Origin of the sequence: Marinobacter sp. OP 3.4, assembly GCF_036224885.1 — a bacterium.
Lineage (GTDB): Bacteria > Pseudomonadota > Gammaproteobacteria > Pseudomonadales > Oleiphilaceae > Marinobacter.
Genome location: NZ_JAVVLT010000035.1, coordinates 1 through 23,604 on the forward strand (window position 1 = coordinate 1; position 23,604 = coordinate 23,604).

General features: G+C 61.5%; 22 protein-coding genes. 5 read left to right on the forward strand and 17 right to left on the reverse strand.

Going from position 1 to position 23,604, the window contains the following annotated elements; genetic code table 11:
- The first annotated feature begins 155 nt into the window (after window positions 1-155).
- Complete coding sequence (locus RO069_RS06875) at window positions 156-1,541, forward strand: sodium-dependent transporter (RefSeq protein ID WP_328186238.1); 1,386 nt, start codon at window positions 156-158, stop codon at window positions 1,539-1,541.
- A gap of 140 nt (window positions 1,542-1,681) precedes the next feature.
- On the opposite strand, the gene RO069_RS06880 is transcribed toward RO069_RS06875, so the two are convergent.
- Window positions 1,682-3,751 (reverse strand): hypothetical protein, encoded by a 2,070-nt coding sequence (locus RO069_RS06880; protein ID WP_328186240.1) that lies wholly within the window; start codon window positions 3,749-3,751, stop codon window positions 1,682-1,684.
- A gap of 904 nt (window positions 3,752-4,655) precedes the next feature.
- On the opposite strand from RO069_RS06880, the gene RO069_RS06885 reads away from it, so the two are divergent.
- Window positions 4,656-6,110, forward strand: coding sequence for an undecaprenyl-phosphate glucose phosphotransferase (locus RO069_RS06885; RefSeq protein ID WP_328186242.1), 1,455 nt, complete (start codon window positions 4,656-4,658; stop codon window positions 6,108-6,110).
- Window positions 6,111-6,432: 322 nt separating this feature from the next.
- Window positions 6,433-7,539, forward strand: coding sequence for a hypothetical protein (locus tag RO069_RS06890; RefSeq protein WP_328186243.1), 1,107 nt, complete (start codon window positions 6,433-6,435; stop codon window positions 7,537-7,539).
- 5 nt (window positions 7,540-7,544) lie between these two features.
- Here RO069_RS06890 and RO069_RS06895 read toward each other — a convergent pair whose 3' ends face one another.
- The 10 genes from RO069_RS06895 to RO069_RS06940 form a co-directional block, all read right to left on the reverse strand.
- On the reverse strand, window positions 7,545-8,318 hold the full coding sequence (locus RO069_RS06895; RefSeq protein ID WP_328186244.1) for a WecB/TagA/CpsF family glycosyltransferase: 774 nt from the start codon (window positions 8,316-8,318) through the stop codon (window positions 7,545-7,547).
- Complete coding sequence (locus tag RO069_RS06900; RefSeq protein WP_328186246.1) at window positions 8,315-9,532, reverse strand: GumK N-terminal domain-containing glycosyltransferase; 1,218 nt, start codon at window positions 9,530-9,532, stop codon at window positions 8,315-8,317. Before RO069_RS06900 ends, RO069_RS06895 begins: the two co-directional genes overlap by 4 nt.
- Before the next feature lie 24 nt (window positions 9,533-9,556).
- Window positions 9,557-10,681 carry a glycoside hydrolase family 5 protein gene (locus tag RO069_RS06905; RefSeq protein WP_328186247.1) on the reverse strand — a complete coding sequence of 375 codons (1,125 nt, stop codon included), beginning with the start codon at window positions 10,679-10,681 and terminating at the stop codon, window positions 9,557-9,559.
- Window positions 10,678-11,808, reverse strand: a complete 1,131-nt coding sequence (locus RO069_RS06910) for a glycosyltransferase family 4 protein (protein WP_328186249.1) — start codon at window positions 11,806-11,808, stop codon at window positions 10,678-10,680. The genes RO069_RS06905 and RO069_RS06910 overlap by 4 nt, the downstream gene beginning before the upstream one ends.
- Window positions 11,805-13,031, reverse strand: coding sequence for a polysaccharide biosynthesis protein GumE (locus RO069_RS06915; protein WP_328186250.1), 1,227 nt, complete (start codon window positions 13,029-13,031; stop codon window positions 11,805-11,807). The genes RO069_RS06910 and RO069_RS06915 overlap by 4 nt, the downstream gene beginning before the upstream one ends.
- Window positions 13,032-13,181: 150 nt before the next feature.
- Window positions 13,182-14,063 carry a CpsD/CapB family tyrosine-protein kinase gene (locus tag RO069_RS06920; RefSeq protein WP_328186252.1) on the reverse strand — a complete coding sequence of 294 codons (882 nt, stop codon included), beginning with the start codon at window positions 14,061-14,063 and terminating at the stop codon, window positions 13,182-13,184.
- On the reverse strand, window positions 14,060-15,424 hold the full coding sequence (locus tag RO069_RS06925; RefSeq protein WP_328186253.1) for a Wzz/FepE/Etk N-terminal domain-containing protein: 1,365 nt from the start codon (window positions 15,422-15,424) through the stop codon (window positions 14,060-14,062). Before RO069_RS06925 ends, RO069_RS06920 begins: the two co-directional genes overlap by 4 nt.
- A gap of 22 nt (window positions 15,425-15,446) precedes the next feature.
- Window positions 15,447-16,256, reverse strand: a complete 810-nt coding sequence (locus RO069_RS06930) for an SLBB domain-containing protein (protein WP_328186255.1) — start codon at window positions 16,254-16,256, stop codon at window positions 15,447-15,449.
- A 387-nt stretch (window positions 16,257-16,643) separates the two neighbouring features.
- Window positions 16,644-17,165, reverse strand: coding sequence for a copper chaperone PCu(A)C (locus tag RO069_RS06935; RefSeq protein ID WP_328186257.1), 522 nt, complete (start codon window positions 17,163-17,165; stop codon window positions 16,644-16,646).
- A gap of 87 nt (window positions 17,166-17,252) precedes the next feature.
- Window positions 17,253-18,857: a hypothetical protein gene (locus RO069_RS06940; RefSeq protein ID WP_328186259.1), complete on the reverse strand. Its 1,605-nt coding sequence runs from the start codon at window positions 18,855-18,857 to the stop codon at window positions 17,253-17,255.
- A gap of 213 nt (window positions 18,858-19,070) precedes the next feature.
- Here RO069_RS06940 and RO069_RS06945 point away from each other — a divergent pair, with 213 nt between their 5' ends.
- Window positions 19,071-20,198, forward strand: coding sequence for an aminotransferase class V-fold PLP-dependent enzyme (locus tag RO069_RS06945; RefSeq protein ID WP_328186261.1), 1,128 nt, complete (start codon window positions 19,071-19,073; stop codon window positions 20,196-20,198).
- 9 nt (window positions 20,199-20,207) lie between these two features.
- Here the strand turns inward: RO069_RS06945 and RO069_RS06950 are convergent, their stop codons facing one another.
- The 6 genes from RO069_RS06950 to RO069_RS06975 are packed head-to-tail and all read right to left on the reverse strand — an operon-like array spanning window position 20,208 to window position 22,823.
- Window positions 20,208-20,582 (reverse strand): thiol-disulfide oxidoreductase DCC family protein, encoded by a 375-nt coding sequence (locus tag RO069_RS06950; RefSeq protein ID WP_328186263.1) that lies wholly within the window; start codon window positions 20,580-20,582, stop codon window positions 20,208-20,210.
- A gap of 34 nt (window positions 20,583-20,616) precedes the next feature.
- Window positions 20,617-21,180 carry an RNA 2',3'-cyclic phosphodiesterase gene (gene thpR, locus RO069_RS06955; protein WP_328186264.1) on the reverse strand — a complete coding sequence of 188 codons (564 nt, stop codon included), beginning with the start codon at window positions 21,178-21,180 and terminating at the stop codon, window positions 20,617-20,619.
- A gap of 14 nt (window positions 21,181-21,194) precedes the next feature.
- A complete protein-coding gene (locus tag RO069_RS06960) occupies window positions 21,195-21,584 on the reverse strand; it encodes a DUF2784 domain-containing protein (RefSeq protein WP_328186265.1) in 390 nt (129 codons plus the stop codon).
- A 42-nt stretch (window positions 21,585-21,626) separates the two neighbouring features.
- Entirely contained in the window at window positions 21,627-22,286 is a 660-nt protein-coding gene (locus RO069_RS06965) for a hypothetical protein (protein ID WP_328186267.1), read from the reverse strand.
- A 7-nt stretch (window positions 22,287-22,293) separates the two neighbouring features.
- On the reverse strand, window positions 22,294-22,503 hold the full coding sequence (locus RO069_RS06970) for a hypothetical protein (protein ID WP_328186269.1): 210 nt from the start codon (window positions 22,501-22,503) through the stop codon (window positions 22,294-22,296).
- Window positions 22,503-22,823, reverse strand: a complete 321-nt coding sequence (locus tag RO069_RS06975; RefSeq protein WP_328186270.1) for a putative signal transducing protein — start codon at window positions 22,821-22,823, stop codon at window positions 22,503-22,505. Before RO069_RS06975 ends, RO069_RS06970 begins: the two co-directional genes overlap by 1 nt.
- A 165-nt stretch (window positions 22,824-22,988) precedes the next feature.
- Here RO069_RS06975 and RO069_RS06980 point away from each other — a divergent pair, with 165 nt between their 5' ends.
- The gene (locus RO069_RS06980; protein ID WP_328186272.1) at window positions 22,989-23,564 is read left to right on the forward strand and encodes an NnrU family protein; all 576 of its coding nucleotides are present in this window, start codon (window positions 22,989-22,991) and stop codon (window positions 23,562-23,564) included.
- Window positions 23,565-23,604: the final 40 nt, after the last annotated feature.

The window sequence follows — 23,604 nt, forward strand, 5'->3', positions numbered from 1 at the left end:
TTCGAAAACAGGGACGTTTTCGAAGAGCCTCCATGGATGGATTCACGGCGTGTCCTGGAAAAGCATCCCGGTCCCGCTGCCAGCACGGACAAGAAGTCCTATAAAACGAGAGCCCGACAATAAATTCCGACAAAAACAAGTAAGCGGAGAACCCAATGACCCAAACGACCCAACCCCACCAGCAGGCCAACAACCTCTGGTCCTCCAGGCTCGCCTTCATCCTGGCCGCCGCCGGCTCCGCCGTCGGCCTGGGCAACATCTGGAAGTTCCCCTACATCACCGGCGAAAACGGCGGCGGCGCCTTCGTCCTCGTCTACCTCGCCTGCATCGCCATCATCGGCGTGCCGGTCCTGATCGCCGAAACCATGATCGGCCGTCGCGGTGGCCAGAGCCCGGTCGCCACCATGCGTACCCTCACCGACACCGAAGGCACCGCCCGGGGCTGGCGCGCCATCGGCTGGAACGGCGTTATCGCCTCCTTCCTGGTGCTCTCCTTCTACGCCGTGATTGGCGGCTGGGCCCTGGTCTACATCGGCAAGGCCGCCGCCGGACTGTTTACCGGCGCCGATGCCGAAGCCATCGGCGGCCAGTTCGGCGCCCTGCTCGCGAACCCCTGGGAACTGCTGCTATGGCACGCCATCTTCATGGCCGTCGTCATCTTCATCGTCGGCCGGGGCATCCGTTCCGGGCTGGAGAAAGCCGTCAACACCCTTATGCCACTGCTGTTCGTGCTGCTCATTGTCATGGTGTTCTACGCCATGAACAGCGGCAGCTTCGGCCAGGGCGTCCGCTTCATGTTCTCGCCGGACTTCAGCAAACTCACCACCGCCGGCGTGCTGACCGCCCTGGGCCACGCTGCCTTCACCCTCAGCATCGGCATTGGCGTACTCATGGCCTACGGTTCCTACCTGCCGAAAAACGTCAACATCGCCCGCACCGCCATGACCATCGCCGTGCTGGACACCAGTGTCGCCCTGCTGGCCGGCCTGGCCATCTTCCCGCTGGTGTTCGCCAACGGCCTGGAACCCGGCGCCGGCCCCGGCCTGATCTTCGTCACCCTGCCCCTGGCCTTCGGCCAGATGAGCGGTGGCGCCCTCTTTGGTACCGTCTTCTTCGCCCTGCTGCTGGTGGCGGCCATCACCTCAGCCATCTCCATGCTGGAACCCGTGGTGGAGTGGCTGGAAGAGCACAAGGGCATCAGCCGGGCCAAGAGCGCCCTCGGTGGTGGGCTGGCCATCTGGTTTATCGGGATTGGAACCGTACTGTCCTTCAACGTGTGGGAAGGTGTCCACCCGCTGGGCTTTATCGCCTTCTTCGAGGGCAAGACCGTCTTCGACCTGCTGGACTTCCTGGTCTCCAACCTGATGATGCCCCTGGGCGGACTGGCCATCGCCCTGTTTGCCGGCTGGGCCATGAGACGGGAAGGACTGGCTGAGGATATCGGCCTGCAGGGTGGCGCCTACAGGGCCTTCATGGTGGTGCTGAAGTACCTGACCCCGGCGGGCATCGCCGTGGTGTTCCTGTACAACCTGATCGGGTAACACAAAAAGGCCCTTCCCCCGGAGAGGAAGGGCCAACGCTTATACCTGCGACGCTTTGACGTTCCGGTCGGGGCCCGCCGATTCCAGGTTTGCGGCGGAACCCCGGCCTTTTTTACCGACCTGTCACAGGGGCCCGGGAATCACTCATCCCCGGACAGGGTGACGCCACCACCAACACTGCCATCGTTAAGACTGATCATCCGCGTCTTGCTGATGCGGTGACGGTAGATTTCCCGCAGGTACTTGATCGCCTTCTTGACGTTGTCCCGGCTAAGCCGGATGTCGTTGATGGACACAAAATTGTTCTGGTCGTGGCACATCTCCCGGTACTTCTTCTCGTACATCGGCTTGATGGCATACCAATTGGTATCCAGGATCTTGGCCGGATTCTCGAACTCATTGAGCATGCTGTCCACCAGCTCCTCGTCCAGCTCCGGCGACCGGATAAAGTCCAGCATGGCCTCATCCAGGCTGTCGTCGTAGCGGGCACTGTCATTGGCGAAGCAGCGCTTGATGTAGGCGACAATCAGGGTCAGGAAGTCGTCACTCAGGCAGGGGCTCTTCACCACCAGCGTGGTCAGGGACAGGTTGGCGGAGGCCCCTATCACCAGCGCGTAACGCTTCAGCGTGGTGTTGGGGAACAGCGCGTTCAGGTGCGTCTTGAGGCGGTTCAGGTCCATGTAGGACAGTTTGTAGTCCTTCGGCAACGACACGATGGATACGATGGACGAGCAGTTCTTGAAGAAGTGCAGGTCCTTGAGGTGACTGGCGTCGTAACCGGACTCCTTGTACTGCTTGAGCGCCTGGCGGTACCGGCCTGCCTCGATAGGCAGCAGGCTCACGCCCTCGATCGCCTCCGTGACCTTGTTGAAGTGCGGCAGGTCGATGGAGCGGTAGAACAGGTCGTCAATGTCCAGCCGCGAGTCCTCGTTAATACTGCGGAACTCCGTGGCATGGGCATCCGTGGGCACCACCGATTCCGCGTAGGCCACCGCCACCGGGCCGGCCAGGCTCATGAACAGGTCGTTGGCATCCAGGCGGATGGTCTCGCCAATATCCACCCCGGCCCGGCGGAAGTAGTCCTCGTCGTAGTCGGTGGTCACCGCCTGAGCGGTGAGGATGTTGAAGATCTGCTGGGAGATGTACTGGTTGGCGTACTTCTCCATGGCGTTGACGTCCACATCGCGGATCTTGCCCTCGTCCTGCTGCTCGGCATAACGCATGATGTCGTTGGAGATCAGCATCATGGCGTTCCAGGGGCGGATGCGGTGCATCATATCGGCATCACGGGTTTCATCCACGTCGAAGTTGTAGGAAAAGTCCCACTCCTCCGCCAGGTACTTGCACAGCAGGCGACCGGCGTTGATATGCAGCGCCTCGGACATCTCCACCCGGTTGTCCTGGATATTGGGCAGGATGCAGATACCGCTGGTGAAGATGGGCTCGAAGACGAAGGAATGGTCGCGGTTCTCCATCTCCCGGTCTTCCAGCTTCGGATCGAAGGTCTTGCGCATGTAGGAATACTGCTGCGCCAGACCGAACTCCGACGCCATGCCGGACCCGGTACCGCCACCGGCACTGAAGATGTAGAAATACAGCCGTGACTGGTTGGCCTTGATGCCGCAGGAATCGATCAGGTAGGAATGGATGAACTTCCAGTCCTCATTGGAGAAGTGGTCGGTATCCTTGTTGAGGATGATCCGCGCCAGGTACTGACCCAGGATCGGCGCGTTACCGGCGCCACCGGCATGGACCTCCGACAGGTCCATGATCTTCATCTTGTTGTAGTCTTCCAGGAAGGTGCTCTCGTCCGCCCGGCGGGAGAAGCGGATGCGGCCCTCAATGTCCTTGTCCAGGTCCCCCAGCATCACCATCGGCTCAATCAGGAACACCGGCTTGACACTGTTGGACGGAGGCAGGTTCAGGCTCTGGCGAATCCACCGCAGGGGACCGATTTCCTTCTCCCGGCTACGACGTTCGTCATTATCCAGCTCCTGCAGGTAGTAGGAGCGGGCGCTGTGCACCAGTTCGGCCACATCCAGGGCAATATTGGAACCACAACGCCCCAGACCAATCAGGCAGACGGACGGGAAGAACTGCTGTTTGCCTTCCTCTTTCTGGCTATCAGAAAACACCCTCGGAAACACGGATTCCCGGAGATGGTCCAGATTGGCCAGAATCTGGTCCAGGTCCCGCTCCGTGAAGTACATGTATGGCTCCTGGAGCTCCGCAGGCGATTTTCTGCTGTCTGTAGAGCGGGTCGGCTTCCGTGTCTGGCCGCGTGCGCTTTTGCTCCGGGATCTGGAAGTGCCTGGCTTGCTGACCACCCTGGCATCGGAGGCCACGCTGGTCGGCACGTCCTGCCCGGCGGACGCTGTCTTATCGTTGTTGTTGCTATCAGAAGGGTTTTGACTGCTCATGACTTTCTGCCTGTGGATACCGGATATACATTTCTTGAAATTAACCATAAAGGTAACAACACATCACAGAATAGCCAGCATAAATGTGGTTATGGAGGCGTCAGGTTACAAATTTAAACACGGTGAAACAGCGGGATACGAAGACGAGCCCTGGCATCCCTCCCAGGCACCAGTCCACAGCAGACTTTCTTTTACAACAGAGAAACAGCGATTCGTCGAAACAACTTTCGACTGACAGTGTCAGTCTTCAATCCCGAAAAACCATCAACCCATTTCATCTACATGACATTTATATATGCAGGTTTAACAAATAATCAACGCAAAACCTGAACAAATCTTACGCAAACCAAACACACCCCAAGAATAAATGTTAAATATTCAATTAAGCACGATTAACATTTCATTAAAATCCATTAAAAACAAAAATTTAAATTAATTTAATTAAGACAAAATGTCACAACGAAAACGGCGCCGCATGGCTGTGCATCGTTGAAATGACTGCCTTATTCCGGTGCAGACAGTATTGTCTTTTATTTTTATACCCATACTCGTGACATGTCTTTCGCCCTGTTTTTTCTTTTAGAATCCTTAAACCACACCAAGGCAGCTTCCCCCGACTTTCATGGCCCGCTTAATGCAGGGCATATGTGTCCTTGTTCTGTTTGGTGACCCAGGGGTATTCATGGAGGGATTTATGGGCAGTCAGCAAAAACAGCAAAAGGCGACTGTGCTTCCACCAGCTTCCGGGACCACAGCCTCAATTCGCCTGCACCGTTCCAATATCCTGGCGTTCTTTCGGGCGTTCGACAGCCTGTTGGTTATCGTCGTGCTTTGGGGCGTCCTCCAGTTCTGGGATACCACCTGGAGCCACACCTATACCTGGCTGGGTGTACTGGCCATCATTGCCTTCGTGTTCTTCGCGGAAAGCAATGAGGTATATCACCTCTGGCAGGGCTTCTCCACCCCGGCACTCGCCCACCGGCTCACCCTGGCCTGGGCAGGTACCGCCGTGGTTCTGGGTACCTTCGCCGTGGCCATGGAGCTGATGGCCAGTATCAATATTCGCGCTGTGGCCCTGTGGCTCGCCCTCACCCCCGTCACCATTATCGCCTGTCACTGGCTGCGCCGGCTGGTGCTGACACGTTTCCGCCGACAATCCGCCCAGCGCCGGGTCGGTATTGTCGGTGCCACTTCCCTCGGCCAGCGGGTCACCACCGCCATCCATAACCTGCCCTGGATGGGCTATCAGATTGCCGGCTACTACGATGACCGGCTGCTGACGGAAGACCGCAGCCGACGCCTGGACAATGACCAGATCCAGGTGTCCGGCAACCTGGAGCAACTCAAGCAGGCGGCCCGGGACGGGGAACTCGATATGGTATTCATCACCCTGCCCATGGCGGCGGAGCGTCGTGTCCGCGAACTGGTGCACGACCTGGCCGATACCACGGTGTCCGCCTACCTGATACCGGACGTGTTCAGCTTTGATCTGCTGCATTCACGCCTGACCGGTATTCAGGGCATTCCGGCGGTCAGTATCTACGATTCACCACTGGCGGATCAGGCCTGGACCAAGCGCCTGTTCGACCTGGCCGCCAGCCTGGCCATACTGACCCTGGTGGCCATTCCCATGCTGGCCATCGCCATCGGCGTCAAGCTCGATTCCCGGGGGCCGGTGTTCTTCAAACAGACCCGCTACGGTGTCCGGGGGGAAAAGATCAAGGTCTGGAAATTCCGGTCCATGAAGGTCTGTGAGGATGGACCCGATGTGCCCCAGGCCAAACGGGGCGACCCCCGCATCACCCCCTTCGGTGCCATGCTCAGGCGCACCTCCCTGGACGAATTGCCCCAGCTCTTTAACGTGCTCAGTGGCAGCATGTCGCTGATCGGTCCGCGCCCCCATGCGGTGGCCCACAACGAGTTCTACCGCAGCCATATCCAGGGTTATATGCTTCGCCACAAGGTGAAACCCGGTATTACCGGGCTGGCCCAGGTTAACGGCTTCCGGGGTGAAACCGAGACCATGGACAAGATGGTGGGCAGGATTGCCTATGACCTTGAGTACATCCGCAACTGGTCACTGTGGCTCGACATCAAGATCCTGTGGTGGACCGTTTTCCGGGGGTTCGTAGGCCAGCAGGCCTATTGACGGGACGCCCGTTCAGGCCTGATGAACCGCCCAACCTCCCATGACAATTTTTTAACCGGAAGCGGGAAAACCGTAACCCCACAGGCCGGGAAGACACTTTAATTCCGCACACGGATCGGGTAACTTGATTTCAGTGAAATCAGTAGCCTGGCGCTGTCAGCCCTATGACAGGCGTCCAGCGGACCGATATCTCGCCAGGCTGAAGGACTTCCCCATGGGTACACGGATGAACATGCCAATCCCCTTACCGGTTCTCCCGACGGCAACCTCACCTTGCCTCCTGGTTCTAGCGGCAGGTCTGGCGACAATAGCCGCACCGGCGATGGCGCAGGACGCTGAACGACCGGACCGGTTCCAGTTCAATGCCGATCTCGGGCATACCCGCGACAGCAACTACGACCGCGAGCCGGACAATGATCCGGAACACATCACCACGGGAACCGCCGGCATTCGCCTGAACCAGACCCTCAGTCGCCAGCACTTCAACGTCAGGGCGGCCGTAACCCGGGATGAGTTCGGTGAGCGGGAGGAACTGGACACCACCACCTGGTCCGGCGGCGTCGGATGGCAGGGCAATATCGGCAGCAGACTGAATCCCTACCTGTCCTGGAACTACCGCGAAAACCTGGTGGATCGCGCCGAATTCGAGGGCAAGGATGTCCTGACCGACGAGGTGATCAGTGGCGGAGTCGTCTATTCCCTGGGCCCTCACTGGAACATTCCTGTCAGGGCCCGCCGGTCCGAGCAGGAGCACTCCAACGACAGCCAGACGGCCCTGGACTATATCGATGAGCAGGCCTCCATCGGCGTGCTGTATACCAGTGACCGGTATTCCAGCGCCGGTCTCAACCTGATCGGCGGCCAGCGGGAATACCCCAACCAGGACCGCTCCCGCCCGGAAGACATTCCCCAGGGCGACGACCTTGACTACGATTACACCACCGTGGAATTCGAGACCAACTGGATCATCAGTCCCAAGACCCAGCTTGAGGGACGCCTTGGCTTCTTCGACCGGAACGGCGAAGCCAACGATGGCTCAGGGGGTTACGCCCTGGTAGAGGGACGCTGGAAACCCACCTACAAGACCAAGCTGACCACCGGCGTCCAGTACACCGAGCCGCCCATCGGTGAACGCTCAAACAGCCCCTCCGAGATTGAACGCGTCTATCTGGATGCCGAATGGCAGGCCACTCCCAAGATCCTCCTGAGCACCGGCTATTCCTGGGCCAACAATGACTTCGAGGCGAACTCACGCCGCGAGGCACGGTCCGAACATGTCCAGGTGCTGAATCCATTGATTGCCCGTTACCAGATGACCGACGCCCTGGAGTTCTACTTCCGCAGTACCTGGGTCGACCGAAGTTCCCCCGAAGACGACCGGGAATTCGACGCGACCATCGTCAAGGTCGGACTGGACCTCACGCTTTAGGCGGATTACGCACGCTCCCGGAAGCAGCGAATCAGAAAACGCCCGATATCCACTGTATAGCGCCGGGCCAGTCGCCGGGGTTCCAGACTCAGCCGGTAGAGCCACTCCAGCCGCATGCGCCGGATGATTGCCGGCGCCCGGGGCTTGTCGCCGGCCAGGAAGTCCAGCAGGGCGCCCACGCCAATGAACAGCCGAGCCTCCAGCCGGGGGGCGTGTTCGAGGATCCAGGTTTCCTGGCGCGGATTGCCGGTCGCCACCAGCACGATATTCGCTCCCCCGGCATTCATCTCCGCCACCACACGATCGTTGTCCGCTGATTCCTGATAACCATCCAGGGCACCGACAACAGCCACACCACGGCCCTCCAGTACCTGCGCCGCCTGGCGGGCAACCCCCGGTTTCGCGCCCAGCAGGAATACCCGGGGCGCTTCCCTGCCCTCATCGCCGACCCGGTGACGTTCCACCAGGGCGTCCAGCAGCGCCGGGACAAAATCCGTTCCGTTCAGGTTGTCGGGATAACGCCGCCGGTGGATCAACACGCTGGCAAGGTCCATTCCGACCCCGTCGTTTACCAGGATCACCTCGGGGGACCTCAGGGCGGCCTTAAGCTCTGTGCACTGGTTGACGAAGTTGGTGTTCACGAAGAACAGCATCCGCCGCTGGCCCTGACCCAGGTCCCGGATCAGTTGCGCCTTGAGCTGGTCCGTGGTCAATGCCGCCACCGGGAACCCCGCCAGTGGCAACAACGGAAACAGATCGGGCTTCTCGTAGGCGGTCATGGCGATATCCGGGTGTCATCGAATTCCGCAGGCGCCAGGATCCGGTCGGTCACCTCCGACCAGTTCAGGTGCTGGCGGGACGCTCCCCGGGGGGCCTTGAGAGCCTGGTTGATGGCCTGCTCCACCGAGACGCCATCACCGGGCTTGTACCCGAAACGGCTGGCATAGCTCCCCACCACGGCATGGGGGCACACGGCCGGTACTCCGAAGAAGTCATACTGGATCAGCTTCATCGAGGTGTCCGCCAGGTAGGCGGGAACCGCCTCTGAGCGGTAGGGAGCAATGCCAATATCGGCATGGCGAATATAGCGCACGGTGTCCTCATGGGGCATTTCATCGTACACCGTGACATTGGGACCATAGGACGGGTGATGGGGCTGGCCGCATCCGATAATGTGGAAATGCACATTGGGGAACCGGTGGGACGCCTCGGCAAAGAAGCCGGGGTCAAACAGCATCGACCCTACCGACACGGCATTCAGGGCATCCCGGTACGGGGACGGCGCCTCCGCACCGGCCAGTTTGTGATCGATACCATGGGGAACCAGGGCCAGGTTGTCCTTCGACGGTATCCGCTCCACCAACGTCCGCGACGGTATCCGGATGGTATCCATCTTTGGCGCCGCCCGGCGGAACGCCTCCTTTACGTAGTCCGCCACTTCGATGGTGTCCAGATCGTCCGACGCGATGTAGATGGTCCTGGCCCGGGGATTGAGGCGCCTGGCCAGGTCAAAGAACACCGGCGATATCCCACTCTCGAAGACCACCACATCCGCTTCCGACAGCCAGCGTTTAAGTACCCGGCTGGCCAGCATCACGTAGCCCCGGAACATCCACTCCTCGAGTTTGCGCAGGTCCGGGCGACGGGTGTTGAACGGGTGGATTGGCGTCTTCCAGAGATAGCATTCGACACCGTCAAGGGTTCCCACCCGGTTGGCCTCCCGGTCCAGGGACAGCCGTGGATCTCCCGTGCGTCGGGACAACAGGCTGTAACGCAGGGAGAAGAACCGGGCCTCACCGCGTCTGGCCAGTTCCCGGGCAATGAAGTGGATGTTCGCTTTTCTGGGGGAGCGATAGTCGTGGGCTGAAAGCACCAGGTACCGCAGCCCGGCACCAATACGGCCTGGCCGGGACTGTCCCGGGGATGTCCCGCGATCGGGTTGGGTGGGGGTATCGCCCTTACGCTGGACCGGTTTGCGTATCACGGATTCCATGACTTGGGTGTCCTTCTTGTTGTGTCAGTCTGTCGCCAGGTTTTCAGGAGGTTCGGGGCACTGGTCGCTGGTCATGTCGGCACAGGACCAGTTCTGGAAGTAGTCCTCCAGGATGGCCATCTGGGGCCGGTCCTGGCCGTTCTTGGGGTGCACGGTAAGGAAATAATCACCCCACCAGGCACCGGCCGCCCAATAGGCCCAGCCCCGCCAGATTATCGGGTTGTTGGTCAGCTCCAGGAGTCGCTCGAGGGAAGCCAGGCACTCCTCCCGGGGCGGCGAGCCGAATTCTCCCATGAACAGTTGCTGATCGTTCTCGTCCGCCCATTGGGAAATATTCCTGAACATGCTGTCGAAATGCTCCGGGGGCAGGCAGTCGTCCCTGGTACCGGAGTAGCCCTCGTTCAGGTACTGGTGGACCTCCAGCACGCTGCGGTCCAGGGGGTCCTCGAAATCCTTGAACTCTGCCGCGTTGCTGCTGCCCGCGCTCTGCTTGAACCATTCATGCACACCGCTCCAGCGACCGCCGGACACCATGATGAGGTGGTCGACACCCTGCTGCCGCAGGGCGGCCACCGTGTCCTGGGCCACCACTGCCCAGTCGGGGAGATCCAGGGTGTATGGCTCATTCATCAACCCCAGGGCGACATGGTCGGTGTCATCCAGTTCGGCGGCCAGCCGTGACCAGACATCCACCAGGTCCTCAGCGGTCACCCTGCCCTCGCCGATGATTTCGCCCTCGTAGGCGGCGTAGTTGTGGAGGTCAATCAGCAGACACTGGCCGTTATTGCGGGCATTGGCCACCGCCTTGCGGATCTGGTTCAGTTCCGCCCCGTCCAGCTCCCCCTGGAGTTCATGCTGGATCCGTTCCCAGCGGATCGGAAGACGGATCATATTGGCCCCCTTGTCGGCAAAATACTGAAAGTCCGACGGCGACGGATAGGTGTAGTCGGTGAACATCCTGCCCGGAATCTTGCGGCTGTTGAACTCGGCACCGGACAGGTTGACGCCCCTCAGCGGTGCGTCCTGAAGGCATACCGCCGAGGCGGACGAGGCGCCGGCAAATGCGGTGACAAGCCCCAGAACCCAGGACATCAGGGAACGGGTGAAAGACCTGGAAACAGCTTCAGGGGAAAAGCGGTGGTGGATCATCGGGGTCCTCCCAGAGTGTCGTAGAGCTGAATGTACCGGTCCGCAATACGCGGCCAGCTGTACTGACGGGCAAAGGCCATGGCCCCATCGCGGCGCTCCTGATGAGCAACCTGTCCCTGGTCATGCAGGTGCTGCAAATGGACTGACAGCGCCTCCGGCGCGGAGGCATCGGCACAGAGACCAATGCCGGAGGCTTCCTTTAACTTGCGGAACGGGGGAATATCGCTGAGCACAGGGGTCAGCCCCGCGCTCATGGCCTCGATGGCGGCCAGGCCAAACCCTTCGTGCCGGGACAGGCACAGGAAATAGGACGCCTGCCCCATCAATTCCGACAGCCTCTGGTCGGAGGGGCTGGCTTCCAGCGTTACCGCGCCATCCCCGAGATCCCGGCGGCGGACTTCCCGGTTCAGGGATTCCAGGCTGAAATCGTATTCCCGGCCAGCGATGATCAGGTGCCAGCGGCCATCCTGTTCCCGGAGCACCCGGATCAGGTCCAGCGCCTCCAGGAGCCCCTTGTTGGATGACCAGCGACCGAAGTAGATCAGGGTCCGGTTGATTTCCTCGCGGCCCCGGCCCGCATACTTGTCGGTATTCACCCCATTCTCGATAACCTCCAGCCGGCTGTCGGGAACAATGTCACGGAACCGGTGGCCGTCATTCTCACTGGTCGCCACGATCCGGTCGTAGGCATGGGAAGAGGCCCGGGTGATGGTGCGAAACCAGATCTCCTTCAGCCGGCTGGCAAACTCGGTATGGAAAAACCCGCCGTGGGTGGAGACAACCAGCGGTCGGCGATGGACCAGCCGGGTGGCGGCCAGGTAGTCAAAGAAGAAGTCCACACCATGGACATGCACCACATCGGCCCGGTGGATTTCCCGCAGGACCGACGGGCACAACGGGTAGCGGCTGGAACCCCGGTAGGGTAGTCGCGTGACCGGCACACCATCCACGATATCGACGGAGTCAAGCAGCTCTCCGGAATTCCGGAACAGACGGTTCAGTGTCACCACCGATGCGGTCTGTCGACCGGTGGCGCGCTGGCTGGAGGCGATGTTCCTCACCACATCCTCCATGCCGCCCACCGAGGGGTAGTATTGCCGGATCACGTGCACCACATTCAGGCTCATGCATCTGCCTCCTTGCGATAAGCCGTCAAGCCATCCCAGCCGGTCCACCCGGCCCGCAGGTGCCGGGGAACCGGCAGACGGAAGGGATCGGCCAGGACAGCACCAAACAGGAACCAGAGCAGCGCGGACGTCTTCATGGCGAACAGGGACGTACCACTGATGGTCAGGATCAGGGAAATATAGATGGCCGCAAAGCACCGGAACCGGGCGGCCCGTTCGTCCGGCATCGGCATCATCCAGATGGTCAGCCAGAAGCCCAGCGCCAGCACAATGCCAAAACTGGACAGCAGGTGGGCATACCCCTGGTCCGGGAACCAGGCGTTGCCATCCGCGCCCAGCAACATCGCGGTATCAAAACTCATCAACCCCCAGGCACTGGCCACCAGACGTCCGACGAAGGTGTCGCTGTAGCCGATGTCCGTGAACGAGCCCAAGGCCACCAGCCCCGCCATAATGAGAAAAGGCATGGCGGCCGGCAGGTAGAGCATCCAGCCCCGGAACAACAGCCGCACGAACATCAGCAGGCCCACCGACAACAGCGCAAAGCGGGAATCCGCCATCACCATCATGACGACACCAGCACCCACGAACAGCCACATCAGGGCGCGTTCATCACGGCCCTTGCTGAGCCCCCAGGCGGCCACCAGGGTGGCAAAGTTGCCCAGGGACACGGGCTCCAGGAAAACCGACGACACCCGATGATTGTCCAGTAGCCATGGTAATAACGTTCGCCCGATGTCCTCGGGACGAATGCCATTCATCTGCAACCGGCTGTCCCGCTCATACTCGGTGATGGGCTGCAGGCTGCCGATATTGACGTAGTAGCCGAAGATATCCAGCATTTGCGTGAAACTGTCCAGGGCAAACAGTTCGTAGAAGCCCACCACCAGCACCACGGCAATGGTGATCTTCAGTATCCGGTCCGCCAGCCGGACATCGCCCAGGTTCCTGCCCAGCCAGAAGAACCAGATCGGAATCAGCACATCCCGGAAGCCCTTGACGTCCAGCCCTCCCCGGAACAGGGCCAGGAGACACAGCATGGCCCCGGTCAGCGAGGCCAGGATAACCACACCCGGCAGCAACCGGGGCAGCAGCAACGGCAGGCATGCCAGCATCAGCATGGCCTCCGCCAGCCCCACCAGGGGCCGCGACGCCGGAAATACATGGGTATTAATCAGACACAGCACCACCTGGTAACAGACGGCGCCGATCACAATGGCCATGCCAAGTGGCCTCAGCATCACATGTTGAGCCGGATACTCTGCTGGCATGACGTTCCCTGCCTGGGGCGCACGCATTCCCGCACTGCCCCGTACGTGTGACCCCGGCTACGGCACGGCTTCCGGGCATGAAGCTTTTGGGGAGGCTCGCCCCTAGTGCGAGAGTGCCACCCCGGTAACGGCCACTCCCAGCTCCCTTAACCGGTGGGAGGCCTTGTCCAGTGCCTTCAGGGGGGTGTGATGCTCCCGGGCGACCATCAGCGCGGCCCCGGAGCGGGCCGCCACAAGCTGGGCATCAAGGTTGCCATTCAGCGCGGGGGTATTGATCAGCACGGCATCGAACTTGGCCCCGAGCTGTGTCATCAGCGTCTGGTAGCGCTTGTGCGCCAGCAGTTCCTGGGGGTTGGGCGCCACCGTGCCACCATTGAGGAGCCAGAGGGAATCCAGGGGCGGGCAATGCCGGGGGATCGCTGATGATCGCCCGGCCAGGGCGTCGGACAGCCCCCTCAGGTTCGACAGCCCGAACCATTCATGAAGCGACGGATCCCTCAGGTTGCCGTCAATCAGCAGGGTACGGGCGCCGGTCTGGGCGATTACCACCGCCAGGTTGGTGACCAGGTCCCGGATACCGGCCTCGCCGTCCACGCCGACCACCGCGAGCACCTTGTTCTCCGGCTGGTTGAAAAAACGCAGCATCAGTTCGCTGCGCAGGCTACGAAGCGCCTCCACCCGGGGATGGGTGGGCTGGTAGGCCGCAATCACCCGGGGATGGAGACTGACCTCACTGGCGGGACGGGCCACCACCGGATAGGCGAACTGTTCGGCCAGCACCGCCTTGACGTCCTCGGCCGTTACCAGGCCCAGGGACTGGGCGGCCTCGCCGAAGCGAATGCCCTTCTGTTTCTGCAGGCCCAGGATACGGTCCAGGTCGTCACCGTGGATCAGCCCCTTCTGGACCATCAGCCGACCCATCAGATCGGTTTCGCTGGGGATGTGCGAACCATCCCGGAACAGCGGAAGCGCGACTTCAGTCATACCGTCTGGGCCTCTCTTTGGCGATAGGTGCCGGCGGTGTCAGGTAAATAGGCCAGTACCGGGATACCAAGGGTTTCCTCGATATCCGACCGGCTCCTCACCCGACGGTTGCCAAGCTCCAGCAACAGCGACAGGGCCACCCCGAGCATGAAGCCCAGCGCGGTGGCAATCACCAGATTCAGTTTCAGGTTCGGTGATGTCGGCAACGACGGTGGAATGGCCTCGTTGAGCACCGTCACACTGGTTTCCGCCAGCCGGCTCTCCAGGGTGTTGGCCTGGGCCCGGCCGGAGGCGGAGTTGTAGGCATCCTGGGCCATCTGCACTTCCTGCTGCAGTAGCTCCAGTTCGTCACGCTTGGCTTTCAGGGCCAGCACTCGCTCTTTCTGGTCATCAAACGACTGCCGCAGCTCCTCAAGCCGGCTCTGGGACACATCGGCGGTAGACTCAAGGCTTTCCGCAGCGATGCTCCGCTCCCTGGACAGGCTTCCCCGCAGGGCCTGCACTTCGGAGCGCTGGCGACGGTATTCCGGGTGACGCTCCCCGTAACGGGTGGACATGTCTTCCAGTTCCGCCTCGGCCCTCGCCAGTTCCGAACGCAGGTTCTGGATGGCCGCATTATTGGGAATGGCCGTGGCTTCATTGCCCTCACCCTGGCGCAACTGGTCCTGGGTGCTCTGGTCCTGGGCTTCCACCAGTCGGGAGGACAGGTCCGCCAGGCGGGACGTTTCCAGGTCAAGCTGTTCATTCAGCCCGACAATGCCATGCTCCTGCTGGAAGCCGGACAGTTTACTGCGGGCCTCACGCAGGTTATTCCGGAGCAGTTCCATCTGGTTCTGGTACCACACGGAGAAACGGCGTGCCGGGTCGGTACGCAGCTCGATGCTGGTGTCGATGTACGCGGCCGCCAGGCTGTTCAGTGCCCCGGCCGCCACCTCCGGGTCCTCCGCCGTCAGGGTGATCGCCATCACGCTGCTGTTCTTGCCGGGTTCAACGGTCACGTTCCTGCGGACATAGCCGGACAACCAACCCGCCGGGTCAACCCTGCCCTCCGGCTGCACCTCCGCGGCCCGCTCATCCACCAGCGCGCGGATGTCGTCAGGCAGGTATTCGTAGACACGTTCCGCCACCCGCCGGCTGCGGATGATTTCCGATTGGGTGGACATGTAACCGGATCGGGCGGAAACGGACTCGCCAGTCACCCGGTCCTGCACATTGCCCTCCATGATCATTTCGGTGGACGCAGTGTACTTGCGCGGCATGAACATGGTGACCACCGCCATGGCGGCGATGCAGATCACCACCAGGGCGGCGGTGAGCCACCATCGGGCCAACAGGATTCGCAACAAACTGCTCAGGCTCATGCCTCTCTCCCTGGAAGCGGTTTCAGAACAGGCTTTCCTTGACGAACAGGACATCACCGTCGCGGATCGGATCGGACAGGTCCACATCCAGGGTCTTGACGGTACCGTCGGACTGCTTGCGGTAGAGGACCACACCGTTGGTATTGGCGCGGGGGTTGAAGCCGCCACTCACGGACAGCGCCTGCATGACGTTCAGAGGCCGATCCAGGGTGTAGGTGCCGGGCTTCTGGACCTGGCCGTGAATATAGAACTGCTCCGCCTTGGGCACGAACAGCGTATCACCCTTGCGCACCATCACCGGTGGCTGGCTGCCAGCCTTGCGGTCCAGCAGTTCGTTAAGGTAATACTCCTGGCGGATCTGGGTGCCATCCGAGCCTTCCCGGATCAACACCAGCCGCTCACCACCGCCACTCTTGATACCACCGGCCAGGGCCAGGATCTCTGTCAGCGAGGTGTTCCCCCGGAGCGCGATCTTGCCCGGCTGATTGACGTGCCCCAGCACCGATACGGTGTTACTGCGATACTCTTCCACCACCAGATTGACGTTGGCATTGCGGAGGTAGCCTTCGTTCTCCAGCCGCGATTCCAGCAGTCGGCTGACCGATGGCGGGGTCATGCCCTCAACGTTCACGCGACCGATCAAGGCCATGGTGATGGTGCCATCCGCCGCCACTTCCGTGGTGGTGCTCATGTCATCCTGGCCGAATACGGAGATGCTGACCCGGTCACCAATCCCCAGTTCATAGGCATCCTGCGCATGAGCGGCCATGGCCGTCAGCAGCATTAATGCCAGTACCAGAATCGATTTCCGGAAAGTAACGCTCTTTATCATCCCAATCCATCCCTTGTTGGAGCATCAGCATGTCAGGCGCACCGGGTGGCGAAACCTGAACTGTTCCATGCAATTGCTGGGCCTTTGGGAACAAGGCCCGGGTAAGCATTCGAATCACGACCTGCAAGGGGCGTCAGGCAACCCTTACGCAACCTATTATGCGCACCTCTTCACGGCATCATCAACGTGTCGCAGTCGTGGATAGGTGGAACACAGGATGTCGTAACTATCAGAATTATCGACACTTTCCAGTTTAGCGACAGAACATGACAGGCATGTTATGAGATCTTCATCACATTGAGCCTGCAGGAAGGGTTCAGGCCGGGGACATAGCTGCGATTTTCAAGGGAGGAGATGACCCCGGCAATGGCCGGAGTCGTACCGGGATCAGTGGTCCGAATGATCGGCGTGACCTGAATCCCCCGAACGGCCTGAATGATCGGAATGGTCCATGGCCGGCTCCCCACCCTGATCGTCCACATGCAGCCAGACCTCCATGGGCTCCAGCCCATCAAATGTGAGGGTCAGGGGAATTTCATCGCCGGACTTCAGGGGCGCCTCCAGCTGTTCCAGCATCAGGTGATAGCTGTGAGGCTTCAGGGCGATGGTTTCCCCGGCGGGAATGGTCAGCCCCGAGGTTAGTGGCCGCATTTTCATCAGGCCGTCCTGACTGACGGTTTCATGGATGGAGACATTGGCAGCGACCGGCGTGTCACCGGCAACCAGAACCACGGGATCCTCTCCATGGTTGTGGATGGTCATATACCCTACGCCCATCGGTGTTCCAGGAGGCGTTGGGCGGGACCAGGGATGCTCGATCACAAGATCCCCACGGCTATACTCGTGGGCCATGGTCGCAGCAGGGATGGCCAGCAACCCCAGTGTCAAAGTCAGTGCTCTTGGCAACATCAGGTTGTCCCTTAATTGGTATCGGAGTATTCAGACCGTCTTGTTTACCGTGCCCAGTCTTCCTTCAGTACCCGCCAAAAACAAGCGCTATGGGTGCGATAAATTGCCGCGTGCCCGGAAATGCCGGTGCAGGAACGGCCTGAACCGGTCCATGGCTGGCCCCTCCTGCCCCGCGTCAGGCCAGACACCTTCACGGAAACCCGCCAGGCCATCCCCCTGCCCGGCGGTGCCAGCAAATGGCTCAAGCAGGTCCGGGTCCGCACTGATCAGGTGCACGGGAACGTCGCGACTCGCCCCCTCGCCGGTTACCAGCGGCGCCGGTTGATGATCGCCCATGACCACCAGCAGTGTCCGGTCATTCATGCGGTTCTCGATGTAACCGGCGATCACGTCGATGCTGTAGGAGACCGCCCGGGCATAGTGCTGCCTGACCCGGTCCGGGTCCTGCCAGAGGGAGGCCGGCGTTTCACCCGCCTGTCGCCAGGGTTCAAACACCTCACCCCGGCCAATGGACTGCCAGTCCTCCAGTACCGGCAATACCGGCACCCAGGGCGCATGGCTGCTGATCAGTGACAGCTCCGCGAACACTGGCGCACCAGAGTCCCCCAGGACCACATCGTGCATCCGGGACCAGGTGTACTGGTCCGGCATGGTCACCCAGTTCAGGCTGGGGCCCAGGTAACCCATGTTGTCCGCGTCCAGTATGCGGTCGTACCCCAGAGCCCGCCCCTCCGGCCAGGCCAGGGTGATGGCGGGCATCACGGCAACGGATTCATGCCCCGTGCGCCGGAAATCATCGATCAGGGTGGCGCGGCCACTGGCCAGCAGTGCGTCATAGTCCTGCTGGCTGTCGATCCACAGCCCGCTGAGCAGCGTCCCGTGGGCCAGCCAGGACTGCCCACCCTGCACCGGAGACCGCAGGCGACCGGACACCACATGGAATCCGCGCTCTTCCGCCGCCTGCCCCAACCGTTCCAGGGACGGCGCCAGGGTGGGCCGGTAGCGGTCATCCGTCAGCGCCGAAACACCATAGGATTCCACGAACGCCAGCACCACCGTGGTACCGGAGAGCCCTTCCAGGGCCACGCCATCGTCTGCCGACCTGTCCGGGCGCAGGGACAACCGCTCCCGGAATCGCTTATTGGCCTGGCGCGCATCCAGCACGTGATCCGCCTGGGAGGCCCCAATCCTGATGGCGGTGGCTCCCACCAGCGGCACCGGAACCACCAGACCCGCCATAACCAACAGGGTCAGGCCCAGCGCCAGGGGACGGTAGGCCACCTGCGGCCCCAGTTCGCCAATACCCAATAACAGACGCGACACCAGCACTGCCAGGGCCAGGCACAGCAACAGGCCAAGGGCACATGCCACCACCGCACCCGGTATGCCGAGATTGGACACCAGCAAATCCATGCTGGCCCGGATAATGGAGACATCGAGATACAGGTTCAGGGGGCGCCCGAGACTCATCCTGACCAGGCCGTCCAGCATGACGAACAGGGCCGACACACCGTAGAGCAGGCCCACGCCCCGGGCCAGCCCGAGACGCAACCACCGGTCGGGCAGCCACAGGAACAGCCCCGCCAGCACCAGGGTTTCGGCGGCAATCCAGGGCAGGCTGGCATCACCCGGTACCATCAGGGCCACCAGGAATGCGTTCAGCAGGAAAGTCAGAAAGGCCAGACGCGCCATATTATCGGTCCCGGAGAAAGCAAAGCATTGACGACCACTCACGTCCGTTCCACGTCGCGCACATTCGCGAGTGTGCCATCTGACTTTACTGTGTCGCCCGCGTCCATGGATGTCTTTTCCACATGAAAATCCTGTTATTTGCGGATTGCGTCATGGCGAGGGTAAATGAAATGATTGCTATCATTAGGACCCAAACAACCTACAGGTATTCCCATGTCCAGACAGGTTCCCCAGGTCGACCCGGACGGGTTGCTCGAATACTCGGTGGTCTTCAACGACCGTTCCCTGAACCATATGTCGGCGCTGTTCCAGCAGGTGATGCGCGACATCTCCGCCACCCTCAAGCGTACCTACCGGGCCGAGGCCGCGGTGGTGGTTCCCGGCGGCGGCAGCTTCGGCATGGAAGCGGTGGCGCGCCAGTTCGCCCATGACCGGCATTGCCTGGTCATCCGCAACGGCTGGTTCAGCTACCGGTGGAGCCAGATCTTTGACATGGGCCGGATCCCCTCCCGGGAAACCGTCCTCAGGGCACGCCCCGTGGCCGACAGTCACCAGGCCGCCTATGCCCCACCCCCCATTGATCAGGTGGTGGACACCATCCTGTCGGAAAAGCCGGAAGTGGTGTTCGCGCCCCACGTGGAAACCGCCTCGGGCATGGTGCTGCCGGATGACTACCTGACCGCCATCGGCGATGCCGTGGCCCGGGTGGGTGGTCTGTTCGTGCTGGATTGCGTGGCCTCCGGCGCGCTCTGGGTGGACATGGAAGCCTGTGGCGTGGATGTGCTGATCAGCGCCCCGCAGAAAGGCTGGAGCGCCTCCCCCTGTGCCGCCCTGATCGCGTTGAGCCCGAAGGCCCTGGAGCGGATCGAACAGACTACCAGCAGCAGTTTCGCCGCCGATCTGAAGAAATGGCTGAACATCATGCGGGCCTACGAAGACGGCGGACATGCCTACCATGCCACCATGCCCACGGACACTCTGGCGATCCTGCGGGATGCCATGGCGGAAACCGAGAGCGCCGGGCTCGAGACGCTGAAGGAACACCAGTGGACGCTGGGCAACCGGGTCCGGCAACTGTTCGCGGAGACGGACTTCAACAGCGTCGCGGCGGAAGGATTTGAAGCTCCCGGCGTGGTAGTGCTGCACACCGACAATATCGACATCCACAATACCAGCCTGTTCCGGCAACAGGGCCTGCAGACCGCCGCCGGGGTGCCCCTGATGTGCGACGAACCGGACAGCTTCCGCAGTTTCCGTATCGGGCTGTTCGGGCTGGAGAAGCTCAACCACCTGGACCGCACTGTGGACAACCTGCGCCAGGCGCTGGCCGCCATCCGGTGAGGATCGCGGTTACGGCATCCGCCCGGTACGCTCCAGCCGCCGGTTGACCATCCAGTGGTAGATCCGCGCCAGCAGGGGGCGGATAACCGGCAGGCCCATCACCCAGGCCAGTGGCTTCAACAGCCTGACCCGGGACATGAGCAGGATATAGGCATCCATCTCCCGGTGGATGCGCCCCTGACCATCCTCCACATGCAGCTCCTTGAGAGCGGCCTGTGGCTCGATACCGACGGACCGTAACTCCTCATCCCGGCCCGTAATATCCACCCACTCAACGTTGTTGCCGGCATCGCCGGCCAGCTTCTCGTACTGTTCCCGGTCCCGGATACAACTGGGACAGGAGCCATCGTAGTACACCCGAAGTCTGTCACTGGAATCGACCATGGTGTCTCCTCCATCCGGTGACGTGTCCCTCACCCTAACATCCCGGCTCCGATGTTTGGGCCTGCCGCAGGGGAAAGTTCGCCAGCACTTGGTAGTGCGAGCCACTGTCTCCGGTCTGGCTCAGGAACAGGCTGACCCGATCCACCAGGAACCCCGGCGCCGAGGCCTCGCGATGGTCCAGGAGGAAGGCGTCCGCGGGCCCTCCCGCCTGCCGGCCAAACCGGGCCAGGGTAATGTGGGGCGTGAACGGGCGAACCTCCACCGGCAGCCCGGCATCGCGGATCCTGCCGGTGACCTCCTCGTGTAACGCCTTCACCGGTTCCTCCGGATCAACCCCGGCCCACAGGGTCCGGGGGCGCGGTGAGGGGCCGAAACAACCTACCGACACCGGCTGCAGCTCGAAGGCGGCACTCTCCAGGTCCGCCATGGCCCGGAAGACCGCCGGCACCCGGTCAGGGGCAAGCTGCCCCAGGAAACAGAGGGTCAGGTGGAGCTGCTCCCGGCGCTGCCAGCGGGCACCAGCGATATCGGTTTTCCAGTCCAGCAGCCGGTCCTTGACCGGCTCGGGCAATTCCAGCCCCAGGAACAGTCTGGGCATTGGGTAACCCCTGTTTAAGATCGACGACGCGGCGGGAACCACCACCAGGTTGCCACAACCAGCAAACCAAACCCCGTATAGAGCGTTATGAACACCCAGGCCGGTGCCTGGTAGTACAGTAGCTGCTGCAGCCAGTGTTCAATAAAGCTGCCATCATAGCCAGCCTGACCGGCCTGCCGTCGAAGCCACATTTCCAGGGTGGTGAGTGGACAGATCACCCCGAGCCAGGCCTGGAGCACCACCACCCCGATCGCCACCAGGTGGGCCAGCCGGAACCACAGGTGGTTGACCCATCGCCAGCCCAGCCCGTTGCCCAGGAACACCAGCACCAGCCCCAGCACCACGAACAGGACCACCCCCACGTGGAGGGCCAGCACAGCGTCCGCCAGCCATTGCCAGATCATCGCCTGCCCCATCCGGGATTCACGGTGGGCATGGGTGCCTCCCTATTTCCGAAAAAACCGGGGATTACGTTCGACAAACTCTCCGATCCATCGTTCCAGGAAGGACGCCTTCTGCGGATTCTTCAGGTAACGCCAGCCCAACACACTGATAACCAATGCTCCCAGGGCATCGACGGTCAGGTCCCACATGGTATCGGTGAGCCCCGACGGATCCCCCAGCATCGGCTTCTGCATGGTCGTACCGGCCACCTGGTCCATGGTGAACTCGAAGATCTCCCACAATGCCCCGACACCCAGGGCGAACAGGAATGCGAAGAAGGCGACAAATCCCGGTTTCATGTGCACCTGGACCCGTTCCGCTTCGTTCAGCACGTGCACCAGCAGGAACCCGAAAATGCCCAGCAGGAAGCCGGAGGAGGTGTGCAGCACAATGTCCCACCACCAGAAACGGTTGTAGTAGTCCCGTACCTCCCCCAGGAACAGGGAGGCGAACACAAAGGCGATGGCCAGCAACTGCATTTCCGGCGGGATGTGGATCCTGAAGCGGCGTTCCAGCAGCACCGGCAGGAAGGTCACCAGGATAATCAGCACGGTGAAGAACCCCGTGAACCAGCGCTGGGTCCACAGAGCCACCAGCACCTCGATAAACAGCAGGCATTGCAGCACGAAGGTAATGCGCTGATGGGTTACCCGTATGCGCATCGGCTCCTCATGACAGTTCCGGTCGTGTGAGATCGTAGGGCTCATGCAGCGGCGGGTGCCGCTCCCGGCATTCCTGCCGCTCGTACAGGGGCAGATTATCACACTCCCGGGCGTCACCCGGGTAACGGCCATCCTCGTCGGGCTGACCGGTGGCACAGCCGGACAGCATCACCAGCGCCAGCAGGCCGGCCAGCGCCGACCGGGAAGAACCTGCCATCAGAGCACCAGCACGAAGCCCACCGCCACCGCCAGCATGAGCAGCAGGAACCAGCGGGCATAAAACTCACTGCCGTCATCCGCAGAAGGAATACGGCGACCGTCGGTGGTGGCCGCCCCCTCGTACTCGGCAATCAGGCGACGGGCTTCCAGGTAGTCTTCGTCATCCACCTGCACATTGGTGAAGCCGGCGGCACCGATTTCCCCGAGAGCGCCCTGCAGGTAGTGCCCGCCCACATGACTGTCGATGCCGTGGGCGCCCAGCAAACCGGCTATGATGTGGGCCTCGGTGAGGTCCCGGGCATTGTAGGCTATCTGCATAGTATGGCTCCCGATGCAGCTGCGGAAGCCCCTGCCCGGTTCTACGGCGAACCGGCAGGGACACTTTCACTATAGTCAGTTATCCACCCGTGCGCCGAATCGGTTACGCAGATATCACCGGAACAAACTAGACTGCGCACAAACAACAAATGGAAAACCGAGTCTATGCTGGTACTTATCCTTGGACTGATTATCTTCCTGGGCGTTCACTCGCTCTCGATCATCAACGAACCCTTCCGCCACCGGCTCCTGGAAAGACTGGGCGAAGGTCCCTTCAAGGGGGGCTTCTCAGCACTGTCGGCCGTCGGCCTGGTCCTGATTGTCTGGGGCTACGGCCTGGCCCGGATGGAACCCACCCTGCTCTATGCGCCACCGGCCTGGCTACGGCATGTGGCCCTGTTGTTACTGGTGCCGGTATTCCCGTTGCTGGTCTCGACCTACTTCCCCGGTCGGATCAGCCGTACGGTCAAGCATCCGATGCTGGTCGCGGTCAAGCTCTGGGCGGTGGCTCACCTGCTGGCCAACGGCATGCTCCACGACGTCCTGCTGTTCGGCAGTTTCCTGGCCTGGGCGGTGATCGACCGGATTTCCCTGAAACGTCGCAGCGGGCACCCGGTACCGACCCTGCCCACCAAACCGGCAAACGACGCCACTGCGGTGATCGGCGGACTGGTCATCTACGTGCTGTTCGTCATGTGGATCCACCAGTGGCTGATCGGCGTGCCGCCGGTAGTGATGTAATGAGAACCCGGGGGCATCAGGACCTCCTATACTGTCGTCT

Coding starts and splice junctions, on each gene's coding strand:
- RO069_RS06875 (WP_328186238.1), top strand. CDS start 156: ATGACCCAAACGACCCAACCCCACCAGCAGGCCAACAACCTCTGGTCC.
- RO069_RS06880 (WP_328186240.1), bottom strand. CDS start 3,751: ATGTACTTCACGGAGCGGGACCTGGACCAGATTCTGGCCAATCTGGAC.
- RO069_RS06885 (WP_328186242.1), top strand. CDS start 4,656: ATGGGCAGTCAGCAAAAACAGCAAAAGGCGACTGTGCTTCCACCAGCT.
- RO069_RS06890 (WP_328186243.1), top strand. CDS start 6,433: ATGGCGCAGGACGCTGAACGACCGGACCGGTTCCAGTTCAATGCCGAT.
- RO069_RS06895 (WP_328186244.1), bottom strand. CDS start 8,318: ATGACCGCCTACGAGAAGCCCGATCTGTTTCCGTTGTTGCCACTGGCG.
- RO069_RS06900 (WP_328186246.1), bottom strand. CDS start 9,532: ATGGAATCCGTGATACGCAAACCGGTCCAGCGTAAGGGCGATACCCCC.
- RO069_RS06905 (WP_328186247.1), bottom strand. CDS start 10,681: ATGATCCACCACCGCTTTTCCCCTGAAGCTGTTTCCAGGTCTTTCACC.
- RO069_RS06910 (WP_328186249.1), bottom strand. CDS start 11,808: ATGAGCCTGAATGTGGTGCACGTGATCCGGCAATACTACCCCTCGGTG.
- RO069_RS06915 (WP_328186250.1), bottom strand. CDS start 13,031: ATGGCCATTGTGATCGGCGCCGTCTGTTACCAGGTGGTGCTGTGTCTG.
- RO069_RS06920 (WP_328186252.1), bottom strand. CDS start 14,063: ATGACTGAAGTCGCGCTTCCGCTGTTCCGGGATGGTTCGCACATCCCC.
- RO069_RS06925 (WP_328186253.1), bottom strand. CDS start 15,424: ATGAGCCTGAGCAGTTTGTTGCGAATCCTGTTGGCCCGATGGTGGCTC.
- RO069_RS06930 (WP_328186255.1), bottom strand. CDS start 16,256: ATGATAAAGAGCGTTACTTTCCGGAAATCGATTCTGGTACTGGCATTA.
- RO069_RS06935 (WP_328186257.1), bottom strand. CDS start 17,165: ATGTTGCCAAGAGCACTGACTTTGACACTGGGGTTGCTGGCCATCCCT.
- RO069_RS06940 (WP_328186259.1), bottom strand. CDS start 18,857: ATGGCGCGTCTGGCCTTTCTGACTTTCCTGCTGAACGCATTCCTGGTG.
- RO069_RS06945 (WP_328186261.1), top strand. CDS start 19,071: ATGTCCAGACAGGTTCCCCAGGTCGACCCGGACGGGTTGCTCGAATAC.
- RO069_RS06950 (WP_328186263.1), bottom strand. CDS start 20,582: ATGGTCGATTCCAGTGACAGACTTCGGGTGTACTACGATGGCTCCTGT.
- thpR (WP_328186264.1), bottom strand. CDS start 21,180: ATGCCCAGACTGTTCCTGGGGCTGGAATTGCCCGAGCCGGTCAAGGAC.
- RO069_RS06960 (WP_328186265.1), bottom strand. CDS start 21,584: ATGATCTGGCAATGGCTGGCGGACGCTGTGCTGGCCCTCCACGTGGGG.
- RO069_RS06965 (WP_328186267.1), bottom strand. CDS start 22,286: ATGCGCATACGGGTAACCCATCAGCGCATTACCTTCGTGCTGCAATGC.
- RO069_RS06970 (WP_328186269.1), bottom strand. CDS start 22,503: ATGGCAGGTTCTTCCCGGTCGGCGCTGGCCGGCCTGCTGGCGCTGGTG.
- RO069_RS06975 (WP_328186270.1), bottom strand. CDS start 22,823: ATGCAGATAGCCTACAATGCCCGGGACCTCACCGAGGCCCACATCATA.
- RO069_RS06980 (WP_328186272.1), top strand. CDS start 22,989: ATGCTGGTACTTATCCTTGGACTGATTATCTTCCTGGGCGTTCACTCG.